The sequence below is a fragment of the Streptomyces sp. A 4/2 genome, from assembly GCF_940670765.1.
GTDB lineage: Bacteria > Actinomycetota > Actinomycetes > Streptomycetales > Streptomycetaceae > Streptomyces.
In genome coordinates, this window is sequence record NZ_CALNVW010000020.1 from 262,516 (window position 1) to 282,046 (window position 19,531).

17 protein-coding genes are annotated in these 19,531 nt (G+C 70.1%); 7 read left to right on the forward strand and 10 right to left on the reverse strand.

Features of this window, described 5'->3' with window-relative positions; genetic code table 11:
• Positions 1 to 115: 115 nt before the first annotated feature.
• The 7 genes from asnB to NBY69_RS15905 all read right to left on the reverse strand — a co-directional run bounded on the left by asnB (position 116) and on the right by NBY69_RS15905 (position 7,275).
• Positions 116 to 1,957 (reverse strand): asparagine synthase (glutamine-hydrolyzing), encoded by a 1,842-nt coding sequence (asnB, locus tag NBY69_RS15875; RefSeq protein ID WP_250301553.1) that lies wholly within the window; start codon positions 1,955 to 1,957, stop codon positions 116 to 118.
• Positions 1,958 to 2,276: 319 nt separating this feature from the next.
• The gene (locus NBY69_RS15880; protein WP_250301554.1) at positions 2,277 to 2,783 is read right to left on the reverse strand and encodes a DinB family protein; all 507 of its coding nucleotides are present in this window, start codon (positions 2,781 to 2,783) and stop codon (positions 2,277 to 2,279) included.
• Between the two features lie 28 nt (positions 2,784 to 2,811).
• Positions 2,812 to 3,162: a nuclear transport factor 2 family protein gene (locus NBY69_RS15885; protein ID WP_250301555.1), complete on the reverse strand. Its 351-nt coding sequence runs from the start codon at positions 3,160 to 3,162 to the stop codon at positions 2,812 to 2,814.
• 159 nt (positions 3,163 to 3,321) lie between these two features.
• Positions 3,322 to 4,530, reverse strand: coding sequence for a hypothetical protein (locus NBY69_RS15890; RefSeq protein ID WP_250301556.1), 1,209 nt, complete (start codon positions 4,528 to 4,530; stop codon positions 3,322 to 3,324).
• 398 nt (positions 4,531 to 4,928) lie between these two features.
• Positions 4,929 to 5,669 carry a Clp protease N-terminal domain-containing protein gene (locus NBY69_RS15895; protein ID WP_329168866.1) on the reverse strand — a complete coding sequence of 247 codons (741 nt, stop codon included), beginning with the start codon at positions 5,667 to 5,669 and terminating at the stop codon, positions 4,929 to 4,931.
• A 31-nt stretch (positions 5,670 to 5,700) separates the two neighbouring features.
• The gene (locus tag NBY69_RS15900; RefSeq protein ID WP_250301558.1) at positions 5,701 to 6,741 is read right to left on the reverse strand and encodes a DUF6397 family protein; all 1,041 of its coding nucleotides are present in this window, start codon (positions 6,739 to 6,741) and stop codon (positions 5,701 to 5,703) included.
• Positions 6,742 to 6,861: 120 nt separating this feature from the next.
• Positions 6,862 to 7,275: a roadblock/LC7 domain-containing protein gene (locus tag NBY69_RS15905; protein ID WP_250301559.1), complete on the reverse strand. Its 414-nt coding sequence runs from the start codon at positions 7,273 to 7,275 to the stop codon at positions 6,862 to 6,864.
• A 140-nt stretch (positions 7,276 to 7,415) separates the two neighbouring features.
• Between NBY69_RS15905 and NBY69_RS15910 the strand changes: the two genes are divergently transcribed.
• Positions 7,416 to 7,844, forward strand: a complete 429-nt coding sequence (locus NBY69_RS15910; RefSeq protein WP_250301560.1) for a PPOX class F420-dependent oxidoreductase — start codon at positions 7,416 to 7,418, stop codon at positions 7,842 to 7,844.
• A 34-nt stretch (positions 7,845 to 7,878) separates the two neighbouring features.
• Positions 7,879 to 9,540, forward strand: coding sequence for a molybdopterin-dependent oxidoreductase (locus NBY69_RS15915; RefSeq protein ID WP_250301561.1), 1,662 nt, complete (start codon positions 7,879 to 7,881; stop codon positions 9,538 to 9,540).
• 9 nt (positions 9,541 to 9,549) lie between these two features.
• Here the strand turns inward: NBY69_RS15915 and NBY69_RS15920 are convergent, their stop codons facing one another.
• On the reverse strand, positions 9,550 to 10,080 hold the full coding sequence (locus NBY69_RS15920) for a DUF4383 domain-containing protein (RefSeq protein ID WP_374211278.1): 531 nt from the start codon (positions 10,078 to 10,080) through the stop codon (positions 9,550 to 9,552).
• Between the two features lie 137 nt (positions 10,081 to 10,217).
• On the opposite strand from NBY69_RS15920, the gene NBY69_RS15925 reads away from it, so the two are divergent.
• Both NBY69_RS15925 and NBY69_RS15930 read left to right on the forward strand, forming a co-directional pair.
• Complete coding sequence (locus NBY69_RS15925) at positions 10,218 to 10,820, forward strand: class I SAM-dependent methyltransferase (protein ID WP_250301563.1); 603 nt, start codon at positions 10,218 to 10,220, stop codon at positions 10,818 to 10,820.
• Between the two features lie 65 nt (positions 10,821 to 10,885).
• On the forward strand, positions 10,886 to 11,713 hold the full coding sequence (locus NBY69_RS15930; protein WP_250301564.1) for a hypothetical protein: 828 nt from the start codon (positions 10,886 to 10,888) through the stop codon (positions 11,711 to 11,713).
• Between the two features lie 128 nt (positions 11,714 to 11,841).
• Here NBY69_RS15930 and NBY69_RS15935 read toward each other — a convergent pair whose 3' ends face one another.
• Together NBY69_RS15935 and NBY69_RS15940 are read right to left on the reverse strand one after the other, a co-directional pair.
• On the reverse strand, positions 11,842 to 12,024 hold the full coding sequence (locus NBY69_RS15935; protein WP_250301565.1) for a hypothetical protein: 183 nt from the start codon (positions 12,022 to 12,024) through the stop codon (positions 11,842 to 11,844).
• 68 nt (positions 12,025 to 12,092) lie between these two features.
• Complete coding sequence (locus NBY69_RS15940) at positions 12,093 to 13,145, reverse strand: acyl-CoA desaturase (RefSeq protein ID WP_250301566.1); 1,053 nt, start codon at positions 13,143 to 13,145, stop codon at positions 12,093 to 12,095.
• A 247-nt stretch (positions 13,146 to 13,392) separates the two neighbouring features.
• Here NBY69_RS15940 and NBY69_RS15945 point away from each other — a divergent pair, with 247 nt between their 5' ends.
• From NBY69_RS15945 to xylB, 3 genes are all read left to right on the forward strand, one after another.
• Positions 13,393 to 16,281 carry a DEAD/DEAH box helicase gene (locus NBY69_RS15945; protein WP_250301567.1) on the forward strand — a complete coding sequence of 963 codons (2,889 nt, stop codon included), beginning with the start codon at positions 13,393 to 13,395 and terminating at the stop codon, positions 16,279 to 16,281.
• Entirely contained in the window at positions 16,278 to 17,549 is a 1,272-nt protein-coding gene (locus NBY69_RS15950; protein WP_250301568.1) for an SWF or SNF family helicase, read from the forward strand. Before NBY69_RS15945 ends, NBY69_RS15950 begins: the two co-directional genes overlap by 4 nt.
• A 447-nt stretch (positions 17,550 to 17,996) precedes the next feature.
• Entirely contained in the window at positions 17,997 to 19,451 is a 1,455-nt protein-coding gene (gene xylB / locus NBY69_RS15955; RefSeq protein WP_250301569.1) for a xylulokinase, read from the forward strand.
• The last annotated feature ends 80 nt before the right edge of the window (positions 19,452 to 19,531 follow it).

Genomic DNA, 19,531 nt, shown 5'->3' on the forward strand with positions numbered 1-19,531 from the left:
CCACACCGCCCTGACCTGGGTCTTTCACCTCCCCCACGAGGACCGGATCAACCGGGAACAGCGCTGGAGCGCCATCTGTGGGCGGCCATTCGACCCGGCCGCCCACAGGTGCGGCTCAGGAGAGCGTCAGCTCCGGGTTGTACAGGTCGAGCCAGAGCGCGAGATCGAGAGTCCGCTCCAGACCTCGCCGGGACGCCTGGGTGATCTGCGGGACCTCGCGGCCCGCGGCGCGGCGTACCCGCTCCGCGTCGACGAGCTCGAAGACCCGGTGGGACGGGTTGGACAGCAGTTCCTTGGCATGCTCCTGGAGAGCGATGGCGTACTTGGGGTCCTGGGTGGAGGGGTACGGGCTCTTCACCCGGTCGTAGACCGACTTCGGCAGGACGTCCGCCGTCGCCTCCCGCAGCAGGCTCTTCTCCCTGCCGTCGAAGGACTTGAGGGACCAGGGGGCGTTGTACACGTACTCCACCAGGCGGTGGTCACAGAACGGAACCCGGACCTCCAGGCCGACCGCCATGCTCGCCCGGTCCTTGCGGTCGAGCAGGATCCGTACGAACCGGGTGAGGTGCAGATGGCAGATCTTGCGCATCCGGTACTCGAAGTCGCTCTCGCCGCCGAGCCGTTCGATGCCCGACACCGCACCCGCGTAGCTCTCACGGATGAACGACGGAAGGTCGAGCGCGGCTGTCACATCCGGGCGCAGCACACCGGCGTCGTCCCCGAAGTGCTGGGCGAAGCGCACCAGCCAGGGGAACATGTCGGCGTTCCTGGCCTCTTCGTCGAAGAACTGGAGGTAACCGCCGAAGACTTCGTCGGCCGACTCCCCCGAGAGTGCGACGGTCGACTGCTCCCGGATGGCGCGGAAGAGCAGGTACAGGGAGGCGTCCATGTCGCCGAAGCCCATAGGCATGTCGCGGGCCCGGATCATGTGGGAGCGCACATCCGGGTCGGCCAGCGCGTTCGAGTCGAGCACGATGTCGCTGTGGTCCGTACGGGAAGCACGTGCCACATCGTGGACGAAGGGGGTGTCGGGGGTGCCACGCAGTTCGTCGGCGACGAAGTTCTCCGCCTGTCCGACGAAGTCGACGGCGAAACTGCGGACCGTCTCGCCGGTCTCGGCGAGCTGGCGGGCCGCGATGGCGGTCATCGCGGAGGAGTCGAGACCGCCGGAGAGCAGCGTGCAGCGCGGCACGTCGGACACGAGCTGACGGCGGACGATGTCGTCGAGGAGTTCACGCACCTTGGCGATCGACGCGTCCTTGTCGTCGGTGTGCGGCCGGGTCTCCAGGGACCAGTACACATGGCGGCGCAGGCCGCCGTGGTCAACGGTCACCACGGTGCCCGGTTCGACCTCGTGCATGCCCTCCCAGAAGCCGTGACCAGGAGTCTTGACCATGGCGAAGAGCTCACGCATACCGTCGAGTCCGACCTTGGCCCGCGCCAGCGGGTTGGCGAGTATCGCCTTCGGCTCGGAGCCGAACAGCACTCCGTCCGGGGTCGGGTAGTAGTAGAACGGCTTGATGCCCATACGGTCGCGGATCATCACGAGCTTCTGGTGACGGCTGTCCCAGACGGCGAAGGCGTACATGCCGTTGAGCCGTTCCGCGACACCTTCGCCCCACTCCAGATAGCCGTGGAGTACGACCTCCGTGTCGGATTCGGTGGTGAACCGATGGCCGCGTCCGGTGAGTTCACGGCGCAGCTCGGTGAAGTTGTACGCCTCTCCCGAGTAGACGATCGCGACGTCGCCCTGCGGTGTCTCCACGGTCATCGGCTGACGTCCGCCCGGCAGGTCGATAATGGCCAGGCGGCGGTGTCCGAGGCCCGCCGGGCCGCTGATCCAGGTGCCGCGGTCGTCCGGGCCACGGCAGGACATCGTCTCCGTCATCGCGTCCAACGTCCCGGACTCGGCGCGCAGATCGCGGTCGAAGGAGACCCAGCCGGTGATGCCACACATGTGATTCCTCCTGCTTCCGATCCCGGGCCGGAGCACCGGACCCCCGCGATGAGCAGCGGATCCACGAGTGAGAGGTGCCCCGGACCGGGTCAGTTGTAATCAGCACCTATGTGACGAGCGTGTGTCACACGACTGCATGCAGTCAACGCGCCGTTAACACGGCTGCCGTCGGCTACCCGGGCATTTCAGCCGTCCGGGGCAACCGACGGCGGCACCGGCCGGAAGCGGAATCCGTGTTGTTCCCGGCGGGTGGCCGTACGTCCGCACGACGGAAGGGCATGTTCAAGCCACGGGCAAAGACTTCCTCAATCCCGCGGGATCAGGCCCCGACCGTCCCGTCGACCCCTTCGCGGAGGAAGTCGGCGTGACCGTTGTGCCGGGCGTACTCGTGAATCATGTGCAGCATGACCAGCCGCAGGGAGACGTCCTCGGCCCATCTGGCGTTGTGCGCCGTCACATCGAGCGACTCGGCGTCCCGCTCGATGCGCCGGGCGTGCTCCACCTCCGACTGCCAGGCGCCGAACGCCTCGGCACGGGTGGACCCGGTCGCGTCGTACGCCACCTGGAAGTCCTCGTCGTCCGACCACACGAGCGGAATGTCCTCGCCGTTCACCACCCGGCGGAACCAGGTGCGCTCCACCTCGGCCATGTGCCTCACGAGGCCGAGAAGTGAAAGCGCCGACGGCGGCATCGACTTGAGGCGCAGCTCGTCGTCGGTGAGACCGTCGCACTTCATCGCCAGAGTCGCGCGGTGGAAGTCGAGAAAAGCGCGCAGCATCTCCCGCTCCCCCGCGATGAGAGGCGGCCCTGTTCGTTCGGTCGTCACTTTCGGAATCCCTTCGGGGGGCAACACTTCAGGACTTCGGGAGGCGCCCCCCGAAGAAGACCTGTGTCTCGACGAGTTGCCCGTCCCGTACCGTGCTCAACTCCACGTTGCGATGGCGTTCGCCGGTCTTGAGCTCGTATTCGTACATGATGAAGACGCCGTCGCCACCGGCGGGTACGACCGTGCGGATCTCCTGCCACCGCAGACGGTCCGCCGTGGGGAAACAACGCTCGAAGAACGCCGCCCTGTCGATGCGGTCGTCCTGCGGGCTGGTGAAGACGAAACTCTCCGCGATCAGCTTCTCGGCCGCTGCGCGGTCCTGAGCGATATAGCTCTCCAGGCACTTGCGCACGACATCTGCATTCGGCTGCTGTGACATGGTGACTCCCTCGTCGCACGGATTCGGGTCATACCGATTCGGGGCGTACGGATTCTGGGCGTACGGATTCTGGGCGTACGGATTCGGGTCTTCTGGTTGTACGAAACCCGGCCCCGAGAAGGTACGTGTTCCCCCATGAGTCGGGCCCGCAGGTGTTTTCTACTTCTGCCGGGAGGCCCCGGTGCTGCGGATCTGCAGCTGCTCCAGACGGCTCTCCAGCAGCTGAAGGGCCCCACGCTGACGTCCGGGAACCCGGCGGCGCAGCTCGACGAGGTCCGCGGCGAGCTCATGGGCCCGCCCCGCCTCCGTTATCTGGCCCCATTCGTGGTGCGCCCGGTCCACGGCCGCCTCGACCTCGGGGTCGTTCTCGGCCTGTCCACCGGAGAGACGCGCGCCGGCGGCCATCATCCACAACTCGCAGCTGCGGGCGGCGTCCTGGGCGAGGTGGGCGAGGTCGGCCCGCACCTCCAGCCAGTGGAGTGCCTGCCCGGAGCCCGGTCCGTATGTGCGCAGCGCCTCGCTCTCCCAGGCGGCGGCTGCGGCGGCGGCCTCGGTGTGCCGCCCCGCGTGGGCCGCCGAGAGGATCGCCGGGTGCGGATCGGGCGTGGCAGCTGCGGCGGGGGGCGGTGGCGTCCCTGCGGCGGCGTCCCTGCTGGCCTGCGGCGGGACGGCCGCTCGTACGCTCGGCTGCTCCACAGCGAACGCTGGGGCCGACGGGGCGCCCGGTGCCGGGCCGAACAGCAGGGCGCCTTCGGATCCGCTCTGTGCCACGGCCAGTTCATGGAGTTGGTCCATCGGCGGTCTGGCCCCGCTGCGCCAGATCTCGGCCATGGCCTTCAGATAGCCGGGGGCGCCGGTCGTACGGCGTCCGGGCGGCGGCGCGACACGCCCGTACATCCGGACCCCGGGGCCCAGACCGATACCGCCACCGGTGAGCTGCTGCCAGGCTTCGGCGTCGGCCACCAGGTCCACGACCACCGTCGTGCTGCCTGGCGGCCGGATTCCGAGTTCGGTCGCCAGCCAGTGCCATGGCAGACCGGTGTAACGCACGGTCGTCGGCGTCGTACGGGCGAGCGCCAGGTGAATCAGGCGTTGTTTACGGTCGAGTTGCAGTTGTCCCGCGATGTACAGGAAAAGCGGGCCGGGGGTCGCCGCGACGGCGCGCACCCTGGTCAGCACGGTCTGCGGCTCCCTCGGATCCGCCAGTTCGACGACGGTCGCGACCTCGGTGCCGGTGAGCACGCTCGGGGGCACCACGGCGAGCGTCGCCAGCACCGATGTCGCGTCTGTCAGACGGCCTTTGCCCTCCGGAGCGGCTGCGAGCAGCAGCGCGGTTCCCGGTGTCCTGTCGTCCCCGTTGATCACCACACCAGAACCGTAGCCGGTGGGAGGCGACATCAGAACCGCAGGCTTTGGCTCCGGTTTACGGACGGGTGGTTCATAAACCCCGAGCGGCTCCGGGAACGGCTCATGGAACGGCTCGGGGAACAACAGCCGTCCGCAGCCGATCGGGGCGGCCCACCGGGCCGCTCGACGGCCCGACAGCCGGGCAGCCCGGCTTTCGCGCCGTGAGAGCACCGTGGGCACCGCTCGGACCGAGTGGTGCCCACATGCCGCTCTGACCCGGCACTCAGCCCGTCGGCGAAGAACGCCTGGCCCGATCATCACGAATGACGCCTGGTTCGGATGTCTTCATGCAGCACGCCGACCGTAGCGGCTGAGCGAGAGCCCACGCACTCGGGCGACTCGACCGAAACCGAGCCGACTCACTTCTTCTCGTGGGCGACCGCCAAGGACGCCAGCCAGCTGGCCACCTGAACCTCGGTGGCGGCCTTGTCGACACCCGTATCGGCGAGCACCCCGTTACCGTCCTCGAATTCGAGGAGCGCGAGCAGGACGTGCTCGGTACCGATGAAGTTGTGCCCGAGCCGCAAGGCTTCCCGGAAGGTCAGCTCCAGCACCTTCCGCGCGCCCGCGTCGTAAGGAACGAGATCGGGCACCTCGTCGACCGCAGGCGGCAAGGTGGCGGTCACGGCCTGGCGCAGGTCGTCCAACCGCACGCCCTGCGCCACGATCGCCTGGGCACCGAGGGCCTCCGGCTGGGTCAGGAGCCCCAGCACCAGATGCGCCGGACCGATTTCGGCGTGGCCGGCCGCTCGGGCCTCGTTCTGCGCCGCCATCACGACGTTCTTCGCCCGGTCCGTGAATCGGCCGAACCCCTGGCTGAGGTCGAGAGGTGGCGCCTCGCCGCCCGCCTTGGGGACGAACCGCTTCTGAGCCGCCTGCCTGGTCACACCCATGCTCTTGCCGATGTCCGTCCAGGAGGCGCCCGAGCGCCTCGCCTGATCCACGAAGTGGCCGATCAGGTGGTCGGCCACATCGCCCAGGTGGTCGGCGGCGATGACTGCGTCGGTCAGCTGTTCCAGTGCGTCGGAGTGAGCCTTCTTGATGGCCTCGATCAGGTCGTCGAGCCGGACCGGATTCGCCATGGGAGTTGGATTCACCATGTGTCAACCTCAGGTTGACAGTAGGCGGGTGTCAACCTGGGGTTGTCACTGATTCCGGTGTCGAAGCGGGAAGTGGTGACGGGAAGTGGTGATCATCCAACAGGGACGGACGCCGCCCGCCGCGGGCTTCGGGCCTGCCCGTCAGGCCACGGTGCGACGCACCGGGTCGGCGGCCGTTCCGGGGCCCGGGGCCACATCTCGCCGGGAGGCCCCTCGCCCGCCCTTCCTCGGCGGATCGAGGCATCGCCGCCGTTCCACGACCACTCCCCTCCGGACGGGGAGCCGGCCGGTCCGCGCGGGCTTCGTCCAGCGCGAGAATCAGGCTCCCGCGATGCCACAAGATCTCGTCCGGGTCGTCCGCCGACAGCAGCCGCTCCACCACCTCCCGCGCCACCGGAGAGTCCGGCAGCTCCCGAACGGGCTCCGGCGGCCGGAGCCTGCTCAGGTACGCGCGCTCGTACGGATCGTCCACCACCTCAGCGAGCTCCACCGGATCGAGGGCACCGGCCGCCACCGCCGCCCGAGCCCAAGGATCCTCGGCAAGTCGCAGCAACAGCCCCAGACGGCGCCCACGCCAGTTGCGCGCTCGCCAGTCCTCCCCAGCGGCAAGCCTTTCCCGCAGCACCTCCGGGGTACGGCCCGTGAGCAGTTCCGGCTCGCGGGCCGCGAACTCCCTTACTTCTTCGGCGAGATACATCCAGACCACCGCGCGGTAGCGGTTCAGCCAGAACCTGACCGGCGTGAAGCAGCCGGCCCTGGCCAGCCTGGTGAAGCGGGCCGGGCCGACACCGATGAGCCCGGCCGCATCGGCCGTACCCACCGTCCTCACCCGCTCCCGCAGCGCATCGGGGAAACCCTTGAGCGACTGGAGCCGGCCGATCTCGTCACGCGCGACGCGGCGCCGCCCCCCACCCACGCCCGGCGTGGACCGGATGTGCCCGAGATGCACGGCCAGATCGAACTCGCCTCGCCTCAGCCCGAGTTGCTGAGCCGCGTGCCCCAAAGACAATGACGCGGCCGACGTGGCGAGCGCCGCGGTCACGGCACCACGATCCGCTTCGGTTACCGACATGAAGCCCTCCCCCATGAGGTACGAATACTCTCTGTAATCACCGTAACTCAGGGGAGCCGCTGCCCGCCCGGCCTGTGGACAACTCTCCGGACCGGGCGAACAGCGCAGGTCAGCCGCTTCTCACCAACGCGCGGTGGGGGTGTCGTCGGGCTGCCGGGCAGCAACAGCGAGGTGCTCGCCGACCCGGTTGACGAGCAGAGTCATCTCGTATGCGATCTGTCCGATGTCCGCGTCGGCGGTGCCCAGAATGCAGAGGCAACTTCCTTCACCCGCCGCCGTGACGAAAAGGACTCCTTCGTCGAATTCGACCATCGTCTGCCGGACTCTGCCGGTCCGGAAATGCCGCCCCGACCCCTTGGCGAGGCTGTGCATGCCTGAAGCAACAGCTGCGAGATGTTCCGCGTCCTCCTGGGCGAGCTCCTTGCTCGCTCCGGTCACCAGCCCGTCGTTGGACAGCACCAGTGCGTACCGCACGTGATCGACCCGGTTCGTCAGGTCGTCCAGAAGCCAGTCAAGTCCCTTGCTCAGCGCCATGTCCCGCCCCTCCCCGTTCAATTCGTTCCCCGTGTCCATGTATGACGGCCAGCCTTCACCACTGCCGCGCTCCGGGCAAGAAGACACATTCCCGGAGCGTTCGGTTCGCGATGCCGTCCAGGACGGCCGATGATGTCGCCATGGCACAGCAGATGAGTGAAGACCAGTGGCGTGCGTTCGTCTCGGAGTCCACGCGCACGGCCAAGCTGTCGACCGTACGGGCGGACGGCAGCCCGCACATCGCGCCTGTCTGGTTCGTCCTCGACGGCGCGGATCTCGTGTTCAACACGGGCAGGGGAACAGTCAAGGGGCACAACCTCGCACGCGACGGACGCGTCGCGCTGTGTGTGGACGACGACCGGCCGCCGTTCGCGTTCGTGGTGATCCAGGGGCGCGCGACGCTGAGTGAGGACCTGGACGAGGTGGGTCTCTGGGCCGGTCGCATCGGAGCCCGGTACATGGGCGCGGAGCGCGCCGCGGAGTTCGCTGCCCGCAACGGCGTACCGGGCGAGCTCCTCGTACGCGTGACGATCGAGAAGGTCCTCGCCCAGGCCCGGGTAGCGGATTGAGGACCGGCCCGCCGGCCCCTCGTCGCTGAGCCGAATGCCCCTGGGATCACTCATCCGCGTGAGGAAACCAATCCGGCGGGCCATCGGTTCCGAAGACCAGAGCGTGACGAAAACACCCAGCAAGTGGATCCGCCTGCCACTGGCAGCGCTCTCCGGGCTGCTCGCCGGCTACGCGGCGCTCGCCGTCGCGGAACTGGTGTCGGCGGCGGTCCGCCCCGAGTCGGAGCCGATCGTCGCGGTGGGCGCCGCGGCCATCGACCGCACTCCCCCGGGGCTGAAGGACTGGGCGATCCGCCATTTCGGCACCAACGACAAGCTGGTGCTCCAGCTCGGCATCCTCGCCGTTCTTGCCGTCATCGCCGCGCTCCTCGGACTCCTGGCGCTGTACAACCGCCGGGTCGGCGCGAGCGGCGTGCTGGTGTTCGGTGTCGTCGGGGCCTCCGCGGCGACCACCCGCCCCGACTCGACCGGTCTGGTGGACGCGGTGCCCTCGGTGGTCGGCGCGGTGGCCGGGGCCCTGCTGCTGTACTGGCTCGCCGGACGGCTCACCTCGGCCTTCCCCTTCCGGAGGTCCGGGCACCCGGCGCCCTCGGAGGCCGGCTGGGACCGCCGGGGCTTCGTCGTCGCGGCGACCGCCGCAGCCGCCGCGTCCACCGGCGCCGGGATCCTGGGCAGGGCGCTCAACGACGCCAAGGGGAACAACGCCGTCGCGTCACGGAACGCCGTACGGCTGCCCAGGCCGACGTCCCCGGCGGCTCCCGTGCCGAAGGGAGCCCAGGTCCGGGTCCCGGGCGTCAGTTCCTTCATCACTCCCGACTCCACGTTCTACCGGGTCGACACCGCACTGGTCGTGCCCAAGGTCGATGCGAACAGCTGGAAGCTGCGCATTCACGGCAAGGGCGTCACCCGCCCGCTCACGCTCGACTTCAGGGACCTCCTGCACCGGGACCTGATCGAGCGGACGATCACTCTGACCTGCGTGTCGAACGAGGTCGGCGGGCCGTACGTGGGCAACGCCCGCTGGATCGGTGTCAGGCTGGCCGATGTCCTCAAGGAGGCGGGTGTGAAGCCGCCTTCCCGGGGCGGCCCGGCGAACCAGCTGGTGGCCCGCTCCGTGGACGGAATGACGATCGGGAGTCCGGTCGAGGACCTGATGGACGGCCGCGACGCGATGCTCGCCCTCGGCATGAACGGTGAGCCGCTCCCCTTCGCGCACGGCTTCCCGGTCCGGATGGTCGTCCCCGGCCTGTACGGATATGTCTCCGCGTGCAAGTGGATCCAGGACATCGAACTCACCACGTTCGACGCCTACGACCCGTACTGGGTGAACCACGGCTGGTCCAAGCAGGCACCCATCAAGACGGAGTCACGGATCGACACGCCCAAGTCCTTCGCCCGCCTCAAGGCGGGCACCACCGTCATGATCGCCGGAGTCGCCTGGGCACAGCACCGTGGCATCGAACGCGTCGAGGTACGCATCGACGACGGACCCTGGAGCAAGGCCCATCTGGCCGCTCAGGACACCACGGACACCTGGCGCCAGTGGTCCTTCCCCTGGAAGCCCACTTCGTCCGGAACCCACACACTGACCGTCCGCGCGACCGACCGTACGGGCGCGACCCAGACCGGCAAACGCGTCGGCACCATCCCGAACGGCGCGACCGGCTGGCACTCGGTGGTGGTGACAGTGGAATGACCGGGCGCGTCAGCGTTGCGCGTGCCGGGCGCGCCAGTACGGGTTGTCGTGAGGAAGGCCGCCGGACACCCGCCCGTACATGCCGAACGTCATCAGCAGAAGGCCGACGACAAAGCTGAACAGGACGTTCTGCATGTGGAAGGCCAGGAAGTTGAAACGGGTACCGATCAGGGCGAGGTTGACGAAGCCGCTGACGATGAAGGCCACGCCGATCACCATGTTCATCATCGATGCGACGTTCCCGCCGATGGCGGCGCCCACGAGCAGCAGTCCCCCGATCACGATCGACAGGACACTGAGCGCTCCGTTGGTGTTGAGGCCGGCCACCATGTCGCCGCCGGTGTTGAAGAAGCCGATCTTGTCGATCAGGCCCAGTATGCCGAAGGCCACCAGGACCAGACCCATGAGTCCGGCGCCGAAACGGTAGACACGGCTGAGTTTGTGGTCGACGGGCAGATGCTCGTCCAGCACGAAGTGGCGTCGGGGCGCGCGCACTGCATGGCTCGTAGCCATCTCGTTCCTCCTCCGCTCCGGAGGCATCCCACCCGATCGGCCGTTCAGGAAAAACGAAGGGCCAACATGCCCCATTTGCTGCTCTTTATGGTAAGCGAAACCACGTACTGAAGAGAGACTGAAGAGAGGGGACGCCCAGGCACCGGCTGCGGGATCATCGCTCCATGGCCGATGACCACCACACACATGTCCAGCAGTTCTTCGGCGTGCGGGCTGCCGGCTGGGACGCACGCTTCCCCGACGACGCGCCCGCCTTCGCCACTGCTGTCGCCGCACTGGGGCTGCGCCCCGGTGACGCCGTCCTCGACGCGGGCTGCGGTACCGGAAGGGCCCTGCCCGCACTGCGCGAGGCCGTGGGGCCGGCCGGTCTCGTCATCGGGGCCGACCTGACCCCCGAGATGCTGGCGTCCGCCGCACGTGCGGGACGGCAGCGCGAGGCACAGCTCCTGCTCGCGGACGTCGCACAACTTCCGCTGCTCACACAGTCGCTGGATGCCGTGTTCGCCGCCGGGCTGATCGCCCATCTGCCGCGGCCGGAAGCAAATCTGCGCGAGTTGGCGCGAGTTGTCCGACCGGGAGGCCTACTGGCGCTCTTCCACCCGATCGGCAGGGCCGCCCTCGCGGCCCGGCAGGGGCGGCAGCTCGGCGCGAACGACCTGCGCGCGGAGTCGATGCTGCGTCCGCAGCTCGCCTCCGCGGGCTGGCAGTTGACCTCGTACAGCGACGAACCCGGCCGGTTCCTCGCGGTGGCTGTGCACCAGGGCTGAACGCACCTGCCGGGCGGAGCCGGTTCGTCCGCTCCTCTCGACGGCGGGGTTACCCACTGGTTAAGGTGCGCCGACGACTGATCGACCAGGAGGCCGCCGTGACCGGGAAGGGCGCTGCCGAGGAGGACGCACTGTATGTGCTGACCGCGGTACTGCTGACACCAGCGCAGTTTCCGGGTGTGCTCGGCGACGACTTCCCGGCGGCGTGCGGGTCACTCGGTCTCGATCCGCATCCGGGCGGATACGGGCTGGTACTGGGGCAGGACGGACTCGGTGCACGCTGGACCGTGGTGATCGACGACGTGCCGCTGGTCGCGGTGGCCATCGCGTCCTGGGACTGCGGTATGGAGTACGGCCTCTCGCCGGAGGACCGGTCCATCGTCGTGTCCCTACCCGGCTGGCCCCTCGACGTCGCGGTCGCCGCGCCGGATGTGCCCGCGCCGCACGACCCCGCAGGACTGACGGAGGGCAGCCGCCCGCCGCTCGCCCCGCCCGGCGCCGACACCTGGGGGCCCGCCCAACGACGGCTCGGGGCCGACGAGATCGCCCTGCGGTGGGCGGACTGGCGGGCGCAGATCGGCGACGGGATCTCGTTCGTCGCCGCGGAGGGTTCCGGGGGCAGGCCGTCGGGCCCGGCCCGGCGGGTCATCGAGGAGTTGCACGGCTATGTGGACTCCCCGCCGCCGCTGGGACGTATCCGGTCGGCCTTCGCACCGGGCGGGGCGCGCACGCTGCGGGCCGACGGCCCCGGCTGGTCCCTGGTCGCCAGGACCGACGACATCGCCTTCGTTCTCCTCGACGACCGCCCCGGCGACGTGGTGCCGGTCGGGCGCGGGCCCGAGCTGCCCGGTCTGCTCGCGGCGCTGGACGAAATGGCGGCACGGCCCGCCTGACGGGGACCGTGCCGCTTCGACAGCCACGCGACCAGAAACTGTCTGTCCGGGCCGCACTCCGCCCTTCCGCGTCGGCTGCGCTTCCGGCATTCACCGACGCGGCCGACGCGGCCGGGCGAGCCGACCGGTCAGCGGCCTATCTCCTTGCGGGTGATCCTGCGCAGCCGCCTGCGCTGGCTCGGGTCGAGCAGCAGATACGCCGCCACAGGCACCCCGACCAGGACCAGCAGTGCAGGCAGGAATCCGATCAGTGGGATCAGAATGACGCCGAGGACCACACCACCGACAGCGATCATTGCGGGTTTGGACATCGCACGCCTCCTCAGCGGCCAATGCCGCTCTCTGTACATGAAACGCACAGGAGCTCCCAACAGTTCCGCTACGCGGAGCGCAACGGTGCGCCGACCTCGTACATGTGGGTCAGAGCCTGCCGGTACGAATCGGTCAGCGACGTCTGCGCGTACGGAATTCCCAGCGAGCGGCAGTGCTCGCTCACCAGCGACTGGGCGAGCCGGAGATGCGGTCGCGGCATGCTCGGGAAGAGATGGTGCTCGATCTGGTAGTTCAGCCCGCCGAGGAACCAGTCGGTGAGGACTCCCCCGCGTACGTTGCGCGAGGTCAGCACCTGACGCTGCAGGTGTCCCCAGCGGTCGCCGTCCGGGTCGGGCATCTCCATGCCCTTGTGGTTCGGTGCGAAGGTCATGCCGAGGTGCAGCCCGAACAGCGCGTGGTGCGCCAGGGCGAAGACGACCGCCTTGCCGGGTGACATCACCGTCAGTAGCAGCGCGGCGTACGCGGCGAGATGGGTGAGCAGCAGAAGTCCCTCGACGACCCGCTCGCGGGTGGGCTGGCGGCACTCGTCCTTCGAGAGCACGGTCTGGAATCCGTAGATCTTCAGAGCTATGCCTTCGAGCAGCAGCAGCGGGAAGAAGAGCTGTGCCTGGTTGCGGGTGAGCCAGCGGGAGAAGCCCTCGCGGTCCGCCGCCTGCTTCTGCGTCCACACCATGACACCGACACCGACGTCGGGATCCTTGTCCACGTGGTTGGGGTTGGCGTGATGGCGGTTGTGCTTGTCGTTCCACCAGCCGTAACTCATACCGAGCAGCAGATTGCTGTGGAAGAGCCCGACCGCCCGGCTCACCCGGCGGTCGCCGGAGATCTGCGCGTGTCCGGCGTCGTGCCCGAAGAAGGCGGTGCGCGACCAGAAGACCGCCAGCGGGAGCGCGAGCAGGAGCGTCCACCACGAGTCCCCGACGAGGACCATGCCGGCGACCGTCGCGGCGAGCGCCAGCAGATTGGTACTCATGCTGAGGACGTACCAGCCGGTACGGCGCGCCAGGAGTCCATGTGCCTTCACCGTCCTCAACAGGGGGGCGAAGTCACTGCCCGTCTTCTGCTCGGGCTCGGCGAGCATCGAGGCGGTCTCTGGCATGTCGGTCTCCGGTCTGTTGGCCCATGCGCTGACCTCATGAAACGTATGGTTTCGAGACTCCGGGGACCATGGCGTCACCACCCGGCACAGCAGGGGTGCCAGCCCCCCGTCGCAGGGGTGGGCTGCCTGCACCGTGAACCGGGGAGGGACGTGCCGCACGGTGGCGGCGTCACCGGCAGCACCTCTGGTGAGGTACCCTCGGCGATCCCGGCCCACAGTAGTCAAATTTGAGGAATGCGCTATCGCTGTGCACGGACTCCCCACGGCAACGCTCTCCGAGATCGCCCAACTGTCCCGCTGCTCCGCGGTCTTCCTGCCTGCGGACCCTGCCCGTACCGGACGGGTCGCCTTCTGGCACCCCGATAGCAACGAGCCGCCCACGAGCCCCGGCTCCATGGAGGAACTGCTCGTCGTCGGCGGCGACACACGCCCGTACTCCGTACGAACGATGGTGCTGACCGTACAGGAAGCCCTGCCCGTTCTCACCCGGGGTCGCGCTGCCGGACACTCCTCACCGGCTGTCGCCTTCTGGGGCTCGGCCGCCGTGCTCGCGCTCCAACTCGCCGCCCGTGGGCGGCTGCTGCCCGGACTGAGCGCCACCGGCCACGACGCATGGCGGGCCGGCCCCCTCGACGCCGATGACCTGCGGCGCGTCCGGGAACTCGCCGCCGCCATGCCGCCGACCGCCCACGCGGTGCCGCTGGACCCCGAGGAGGAGCCCGTACGCCTGCCCGCGCCCGAGGAGTTGGTACGCGCCTTCCTCGATGCCGTGGCCGACGCACTGCCACGCACACCCGCCGCTCCCTTCGCCGCGGGCGGCGCCGCCTTCGCCACCGCCGCACCGCAGTACCTGCCCGAACAGCAGGCCTGGGCGGCCGATGTCGCGGCAGGCCAGGACGCGGGCGTACGCATCTCCCTGCGGGTGGAGGTGTCGGGCCTCACCGCGTCAGGTGGCGAGGGGGCTGTGGGGCCCGCCTTCCGGGCGGTGTTGCAGATGCACAGCGTCAGCGACCCGTCCCTGATGGCCGATGCCGCGGACGTCTGGTCGGGTACCGCGACCGGATTCGCCCCACGGGCCCGGATGGACGCCCTGCTCGCACTGCGCCGGGCCGCGCGCGCCTGGACGCCCCTCGCCCCTCTGCTGTCGGCCGCCGTGCCCGACACGGTCGAACTCGCCGACGAGGAAGTCACCGAGCTGCTCGGTGAGGCAGCTCGGGCGCTCGCCGCCGGAGGCGTGCAGGTGCACTGGCCCAGGGAGCTGTCGCGCAAGCTCACCGCGCGCGCCGTCATCGGCCCGGCCGACAGTCCGCCGGGCGAGGACTCCGCCGCGCCCGACGCCGCACAGCGCTCCACGTCGGACCTGCCCCCTCTTCTGTCGGCCGACGCGCTGCTCGCCTTCAACTGGCGGTTCGCGCTGGGCGGTCAGCAGCTGAGCCGTGCCGAGCTGGACCTCGTCGCCGAGGCGAGCAGGCCCGTGGTGCGGCTGCGCGACCAGTGGGTGCTGATCGACCCCGAAGAGGCCCGGCGCGCTCGCGGTACCCAGGACCGCAAGGTCACTGCGATCGACGCGCTGGGGGCCGCGCTGACCGGTACGGCCGAGGTCGACGGCGCGCGGGTGGAGGTCACCGCGACGGGCTGGCTGGCCCGGTTGCGCGACCGGCTCGCCGACCCCGAGGGGCGGGAGGACACCGGACAGCTGACGATCCCTCAGCCCGCCGCGCTGGCCGCGGTCCTGCGCGACTACCAGGTGCGCGGGCTGAACTGGCTGCACCGGATGACGTCGCTCGGCCTCGGTGCCTGCCTCGCCGACGACATGGGCCTCGGCAAGACCGTCACCTTGATCGCACTGCATCTGCACCGCCAGAGCGACGAGGCTTCCGCGGGCCCCACCCTGGTGGTCTGCCCTGCCTCCCTGATGGGCAACTGGCAGCGCGAGATCGAGAAGTTCGCGCCGGGTACCGCCGTACGCCGCTTCCACGGTTCCGCACGGAGCCTGGAGGCCCTTGAGGACGGCGAGTTCGTCCTCACCACGTACGGCACCATGCGGCTGGACACCGCGAAGCTGGCCGACGTGGGGTGGGGGCTCGTCGTCGCCGACGAAGCGCAGCACGTCAAGAACCCGTACTCCGCCACGGCCCGGCAGCTGCGGACCATCGGCGCTCATGCACGCGTGGCGCTCACCGGCACTCCGGTGGAGAACAACCTCTCCGAGCTGTGGGCGATCCTGGACTGGACCACCCCGGGACTGCTGGGCAAGCTGGGCAGTTTCCGTACCCGGTACGCCCAGGCCGTCGAAGGCGGCAAGGACCCCGGGGCGGCCGAGCGGCTGTCCCGGCTGGTCGCCCCCTTCCTGCTGCGGCGGCGCAAGTCCGATCCGGGCATCGCGCCCGAGCTGCCGCCGAAGACCGAGACCGATCTGGCGGTCTCGCTCACCAGGGAACAGACCGGCCTGTACGAGGCGGTGGTACGGGAGACCCTCGCGGAGATCTCGGGCACCGACGGCTTCGCCCGCCGCGGCCTCGTGGTGAAACTGCTGACGGCGCTGAAGCAGATCTGCAACCATCCCGCGCAGTACCTCAAGGAGAACGAGCCCCGGATCGAGGGGCGTTCGGGCAAGCTGGAGCTGCTGGACGAGCTGCTCGACACGATCCTCGCCGAAGGCGCGGGCGTGCTGGTCTTCACGCAGTACGTGCAGATGGCGCGGCTGATCGAGCAGCATCTGGCGGCTCGTGGGGTGGCCACCCTGTTCCTGCACGGAGGCACGCCGATCCCGCGCCGTCAGGAGATGGTGGACCGCTTCCAGGACGGTGAAGTGCCGGTGTTCCTGCTGTCGTTGAAGGCTGCGGGTACCGGGCTCAACCTCACCCGTGCGGGGCACGTGGTGCACTTCGACCGCTGGTGGAACCCGGCCGTCGAAGCGCAGGCCACCGACCGGGCGTACCGGATCGGGCAGACCCAGCCGGTCCAGGTGCACCGGCTGATCGCCGAGGGCACCGTCGAGGACCGGATCGCCGCCATGCTCCATCGCAAACGCGAACTGGCGGATGCGGTGCTCGGCTCGGGCGAGGCCGCACTGACCGAACTGACCGACGCCGAACTGGCGGACCTGGTCGAGCTGCGAGGGAGCCGACGATGAGTACGGACACACCCGGGCGCACCTTCGCCGCCCTGGCGCCCGCAGGTGGCCGGGGGTTCGCACAGACCTGGTGGGGCCACGCCTGGCTGAAGGCCCTTGAGGAGACGGCGCTCGACGGCGCGCAGCTGAAGAAGGGCCGCAGATACGCGCGCGAGGGCGCGGTCGGAGCGGTGTCCGTACGGCCCGGCCGGATCACCGCTGTCGTACGGGGATCCGACTCCACTCCGTACCGCAGTGATGTGCTGTTGCAACAGCTGACGGAGCAGGAGTGGGACCGCTTCCTGGACATGGCGGTCGACAGCGCGGGCCACATCGCGGCGCTGCTGGACCGGGAGATGCCGCCCCATCTGGTGGAGGACGCGGCGGCGGCCGGGGTGGAACTTCTGCCCGGCATCGGCGATCTGGAGCCGGAGTGTTCCTGTGAGGCCTGGGACCACTGCTCGCACACGGCGGCGCTCTGCTATCAGCTGGCACGGCTTCTGGACCAGGATCCGTTCGTACTGCTGCTGATGCGCGGCAAGGACGAGCGCGAGCTGCTCGACGAGTTGCAGGTGCGGAGCGTCGCCCGTGCGGCGCAGCCGGCGGACGGCGGGGCGCACGAGGAGCCGCGCGCGCCCGAGGGCGTGCGGGCCGACGAGGCGTTCGCCGCCTGGGACACGCTGCCTCCGCTGCCCTCTCCGCCGCCGGTGCCCGACGAGCCCGGACAGCCACCGTCCCTCGACACGGAGTCGGGCCCGGCCCCGGGGATCGACCCCGACGCCCTGGAGTTCCTGGCGGCGGACGCAGCCGCACGCGCGGCGACCCTGCTGGCCGACGCCCTGGCACCGGAGCACGAACACCAGCCCGTCGAGGGCGAGTTGACTTCGCGGCAGGACGCTGTACGGATGGCTGCCGGCACGTCGGACATACGGATCACAGCCCGCCTCGCCACGGGCTCGGGGCGGGAGCGCGCCGAACTGGCTCTCGCCGTTCGGGCCTGGCGCTGCGGCGGTTCGACAGCGCTGTCGGTGCTGGAGGAGCGGTGGGCCCCCGGACCCACAGAGCTGACGCGGGCCCTCGCCCAGCTCGACCACGCCTGGGAGGGGGGTTCGCGCCCGAGGCTCCGGGCCGACGGCAACCGCTGGACGGTGGTGGGGACCGATGCGCAGCTCCGCTACGGGCAGGACGGCCGCTGGTGGCCGTACCGCAAGGAGCGCGGACGATGGACGCCCGCGGGACCGGCCGATCACGACCCGGCGGCGGCGCTGGCCGCGGTGGCCGACGCGTAGGGGTGGGACCGCGAAGGCCGGACGGGTGCGGCTCCGGTCCCCGGTGAACACGCCGGGGGCAGAGCGGCGGACGCCGGGGCGCGGGGGGCCGGTCCGCACGCGCCTCGAACACAGTTCCGCGCACCCACCCGCGCGGGCGATTGATCACACATCTGACCTGCGGCAACGTTATCCAAGCCGGTTCGGGGGGATCGACTCGAGGACAACGACAAAGAGCAACGTGCCCCACCACTGCTGACCATCCTCGATCTCCGTACAGGAGATGACGGCGGCGTCTCCCGTTCCTCCCGGGAGGCGCCGCCGTTCTGTTCGACGGCTCGGGGGCGTCGGCGTCGACGGGCTCCCACGACTGTTTCGTCACGGCTGTGAACAAATTAGTATCCAGAGGCATCACGATGCCCCCGTAGCAGCGCCCGCGCGAACGGCCCTCAGAGCGGAGAACGACCGATGGCAGCACCCGAAGGCCCCCTTGTCGTCGGCGTGGACTCCTCCACCCAGTCCACCAAGGTGCTGGTCGTCGACTCCGGGACCGGGCAGGTCGTCGCGAGCGGGCAGGCGCCGCACTCCGTCTCGGGGTCCGGCGGCGCGCGGGAGAGTGATCCCGAGCAGTGGTGGCAGGCGCTCATGTCCGCGCTCCAGCAGTGCGGACCCGCTGTCGGCCGGGCCGCCGCCGTCGCGATCGGCGGGCAGCAGCACGGACTCGTCACACTCGACGGACAAGGCCGTCCGGTCCGCCCCGCGCTGCTGTGGAACGACGTCCGCTCCGCGCCGCAGAGCGAGCGCCTCATCGAAGAGCTCGGCGGCCCGGACACCTGGGCCGAGCGGACCGGGGGGCTGCCGGGACCGGCCACGACCGTCACCAAGTGGGCCTGGCTGCTGGAGAACGAGCCGGAGGCGGCCCGCGCCGCCGCAGCGGTCCGCCTGCCGCACGACTACCTCACCGAACGGCTCACCGGGCACGGGACGACCGATCGCGGCGACGCGTCGGGCACCGGCTGGTGGGCCACGGCGACGGAGGCGTACGACGAGGAGATCCTCTCGCTGGCCCGCCTCTCCCCCGCCCTGCTACCGACCGTCGTACGCCCCACGGAACCCGCGGGCAGCGTACGCCGGCTGACCGGCCTCCCGCTCGCTCCGGGCACCCTGGTGGCCCCCGGGACCGGTGACAACGCAGCCGCGGCGCTCGGGCTGGGGCTGCGCCCCGGACAGCCGGTACTCAGCCTCGGCACCTCGGGCACGGTGTACGCGGTCTCCCGGCGACGGCCCGTCGACCCCTCGGGCACGGTGTCCGGCTTCGCCGACGCGCGCGGCGACTGGCTGCCGCTCGCCTGCACACTCAACTGCACCCTGGCCGTCGACCGGATCGCCGCACTGCTCCAGCTGGACCGGGAAGCGGTCGAGGCGGGCGGCAGCCCGGTGGTGCTGCCCTTCCTGGACGGCGAGCGCACGCCTCATCTGCCGCGTGCGGCAGGCCTGTTGTACGGGCTGCGCCACGACACCACGGGCGGTCAGCTGCTCCAGGCGGCCTACGACGGCGCGGTCTTCGCCCTGCTGGCCGCGCTGGACCAGGTACTCGACGCGGACGCCGACCCTGCCGCAGCGCTGCTGCTGATAGGCGGCGGCGCGCAGGGCACGGCGTGGCGGGAGACCGTACGGCGGCTGTCGGGCCGGTCCGTCCGGGTGCCCGACGCGAAGGAGCTGGTCGCGCTGGGCGCGGCGGCGCAGGCCGCCGGTGTGCTGCTCGGCGAGGATCCGGCCGAGGTCGCACGCCGGTGGGACACCGCGCGCGGGCCCGTGTTCGCCCCGCTCGCGGTGGACGAGGCAGCTCTGCACCGGATCGGGTCCACCCTCTCGGAGGCCGGCCCACTGCTACGTCAGGAATCACTCAACTCGCCCTCCTGACAAGGGAGATGGAGGATTCATTGCAACCTGGGGATCCGCCTCGTCACACGCCCTGGCCTCTTCCACCCCGCCTGGTTCTG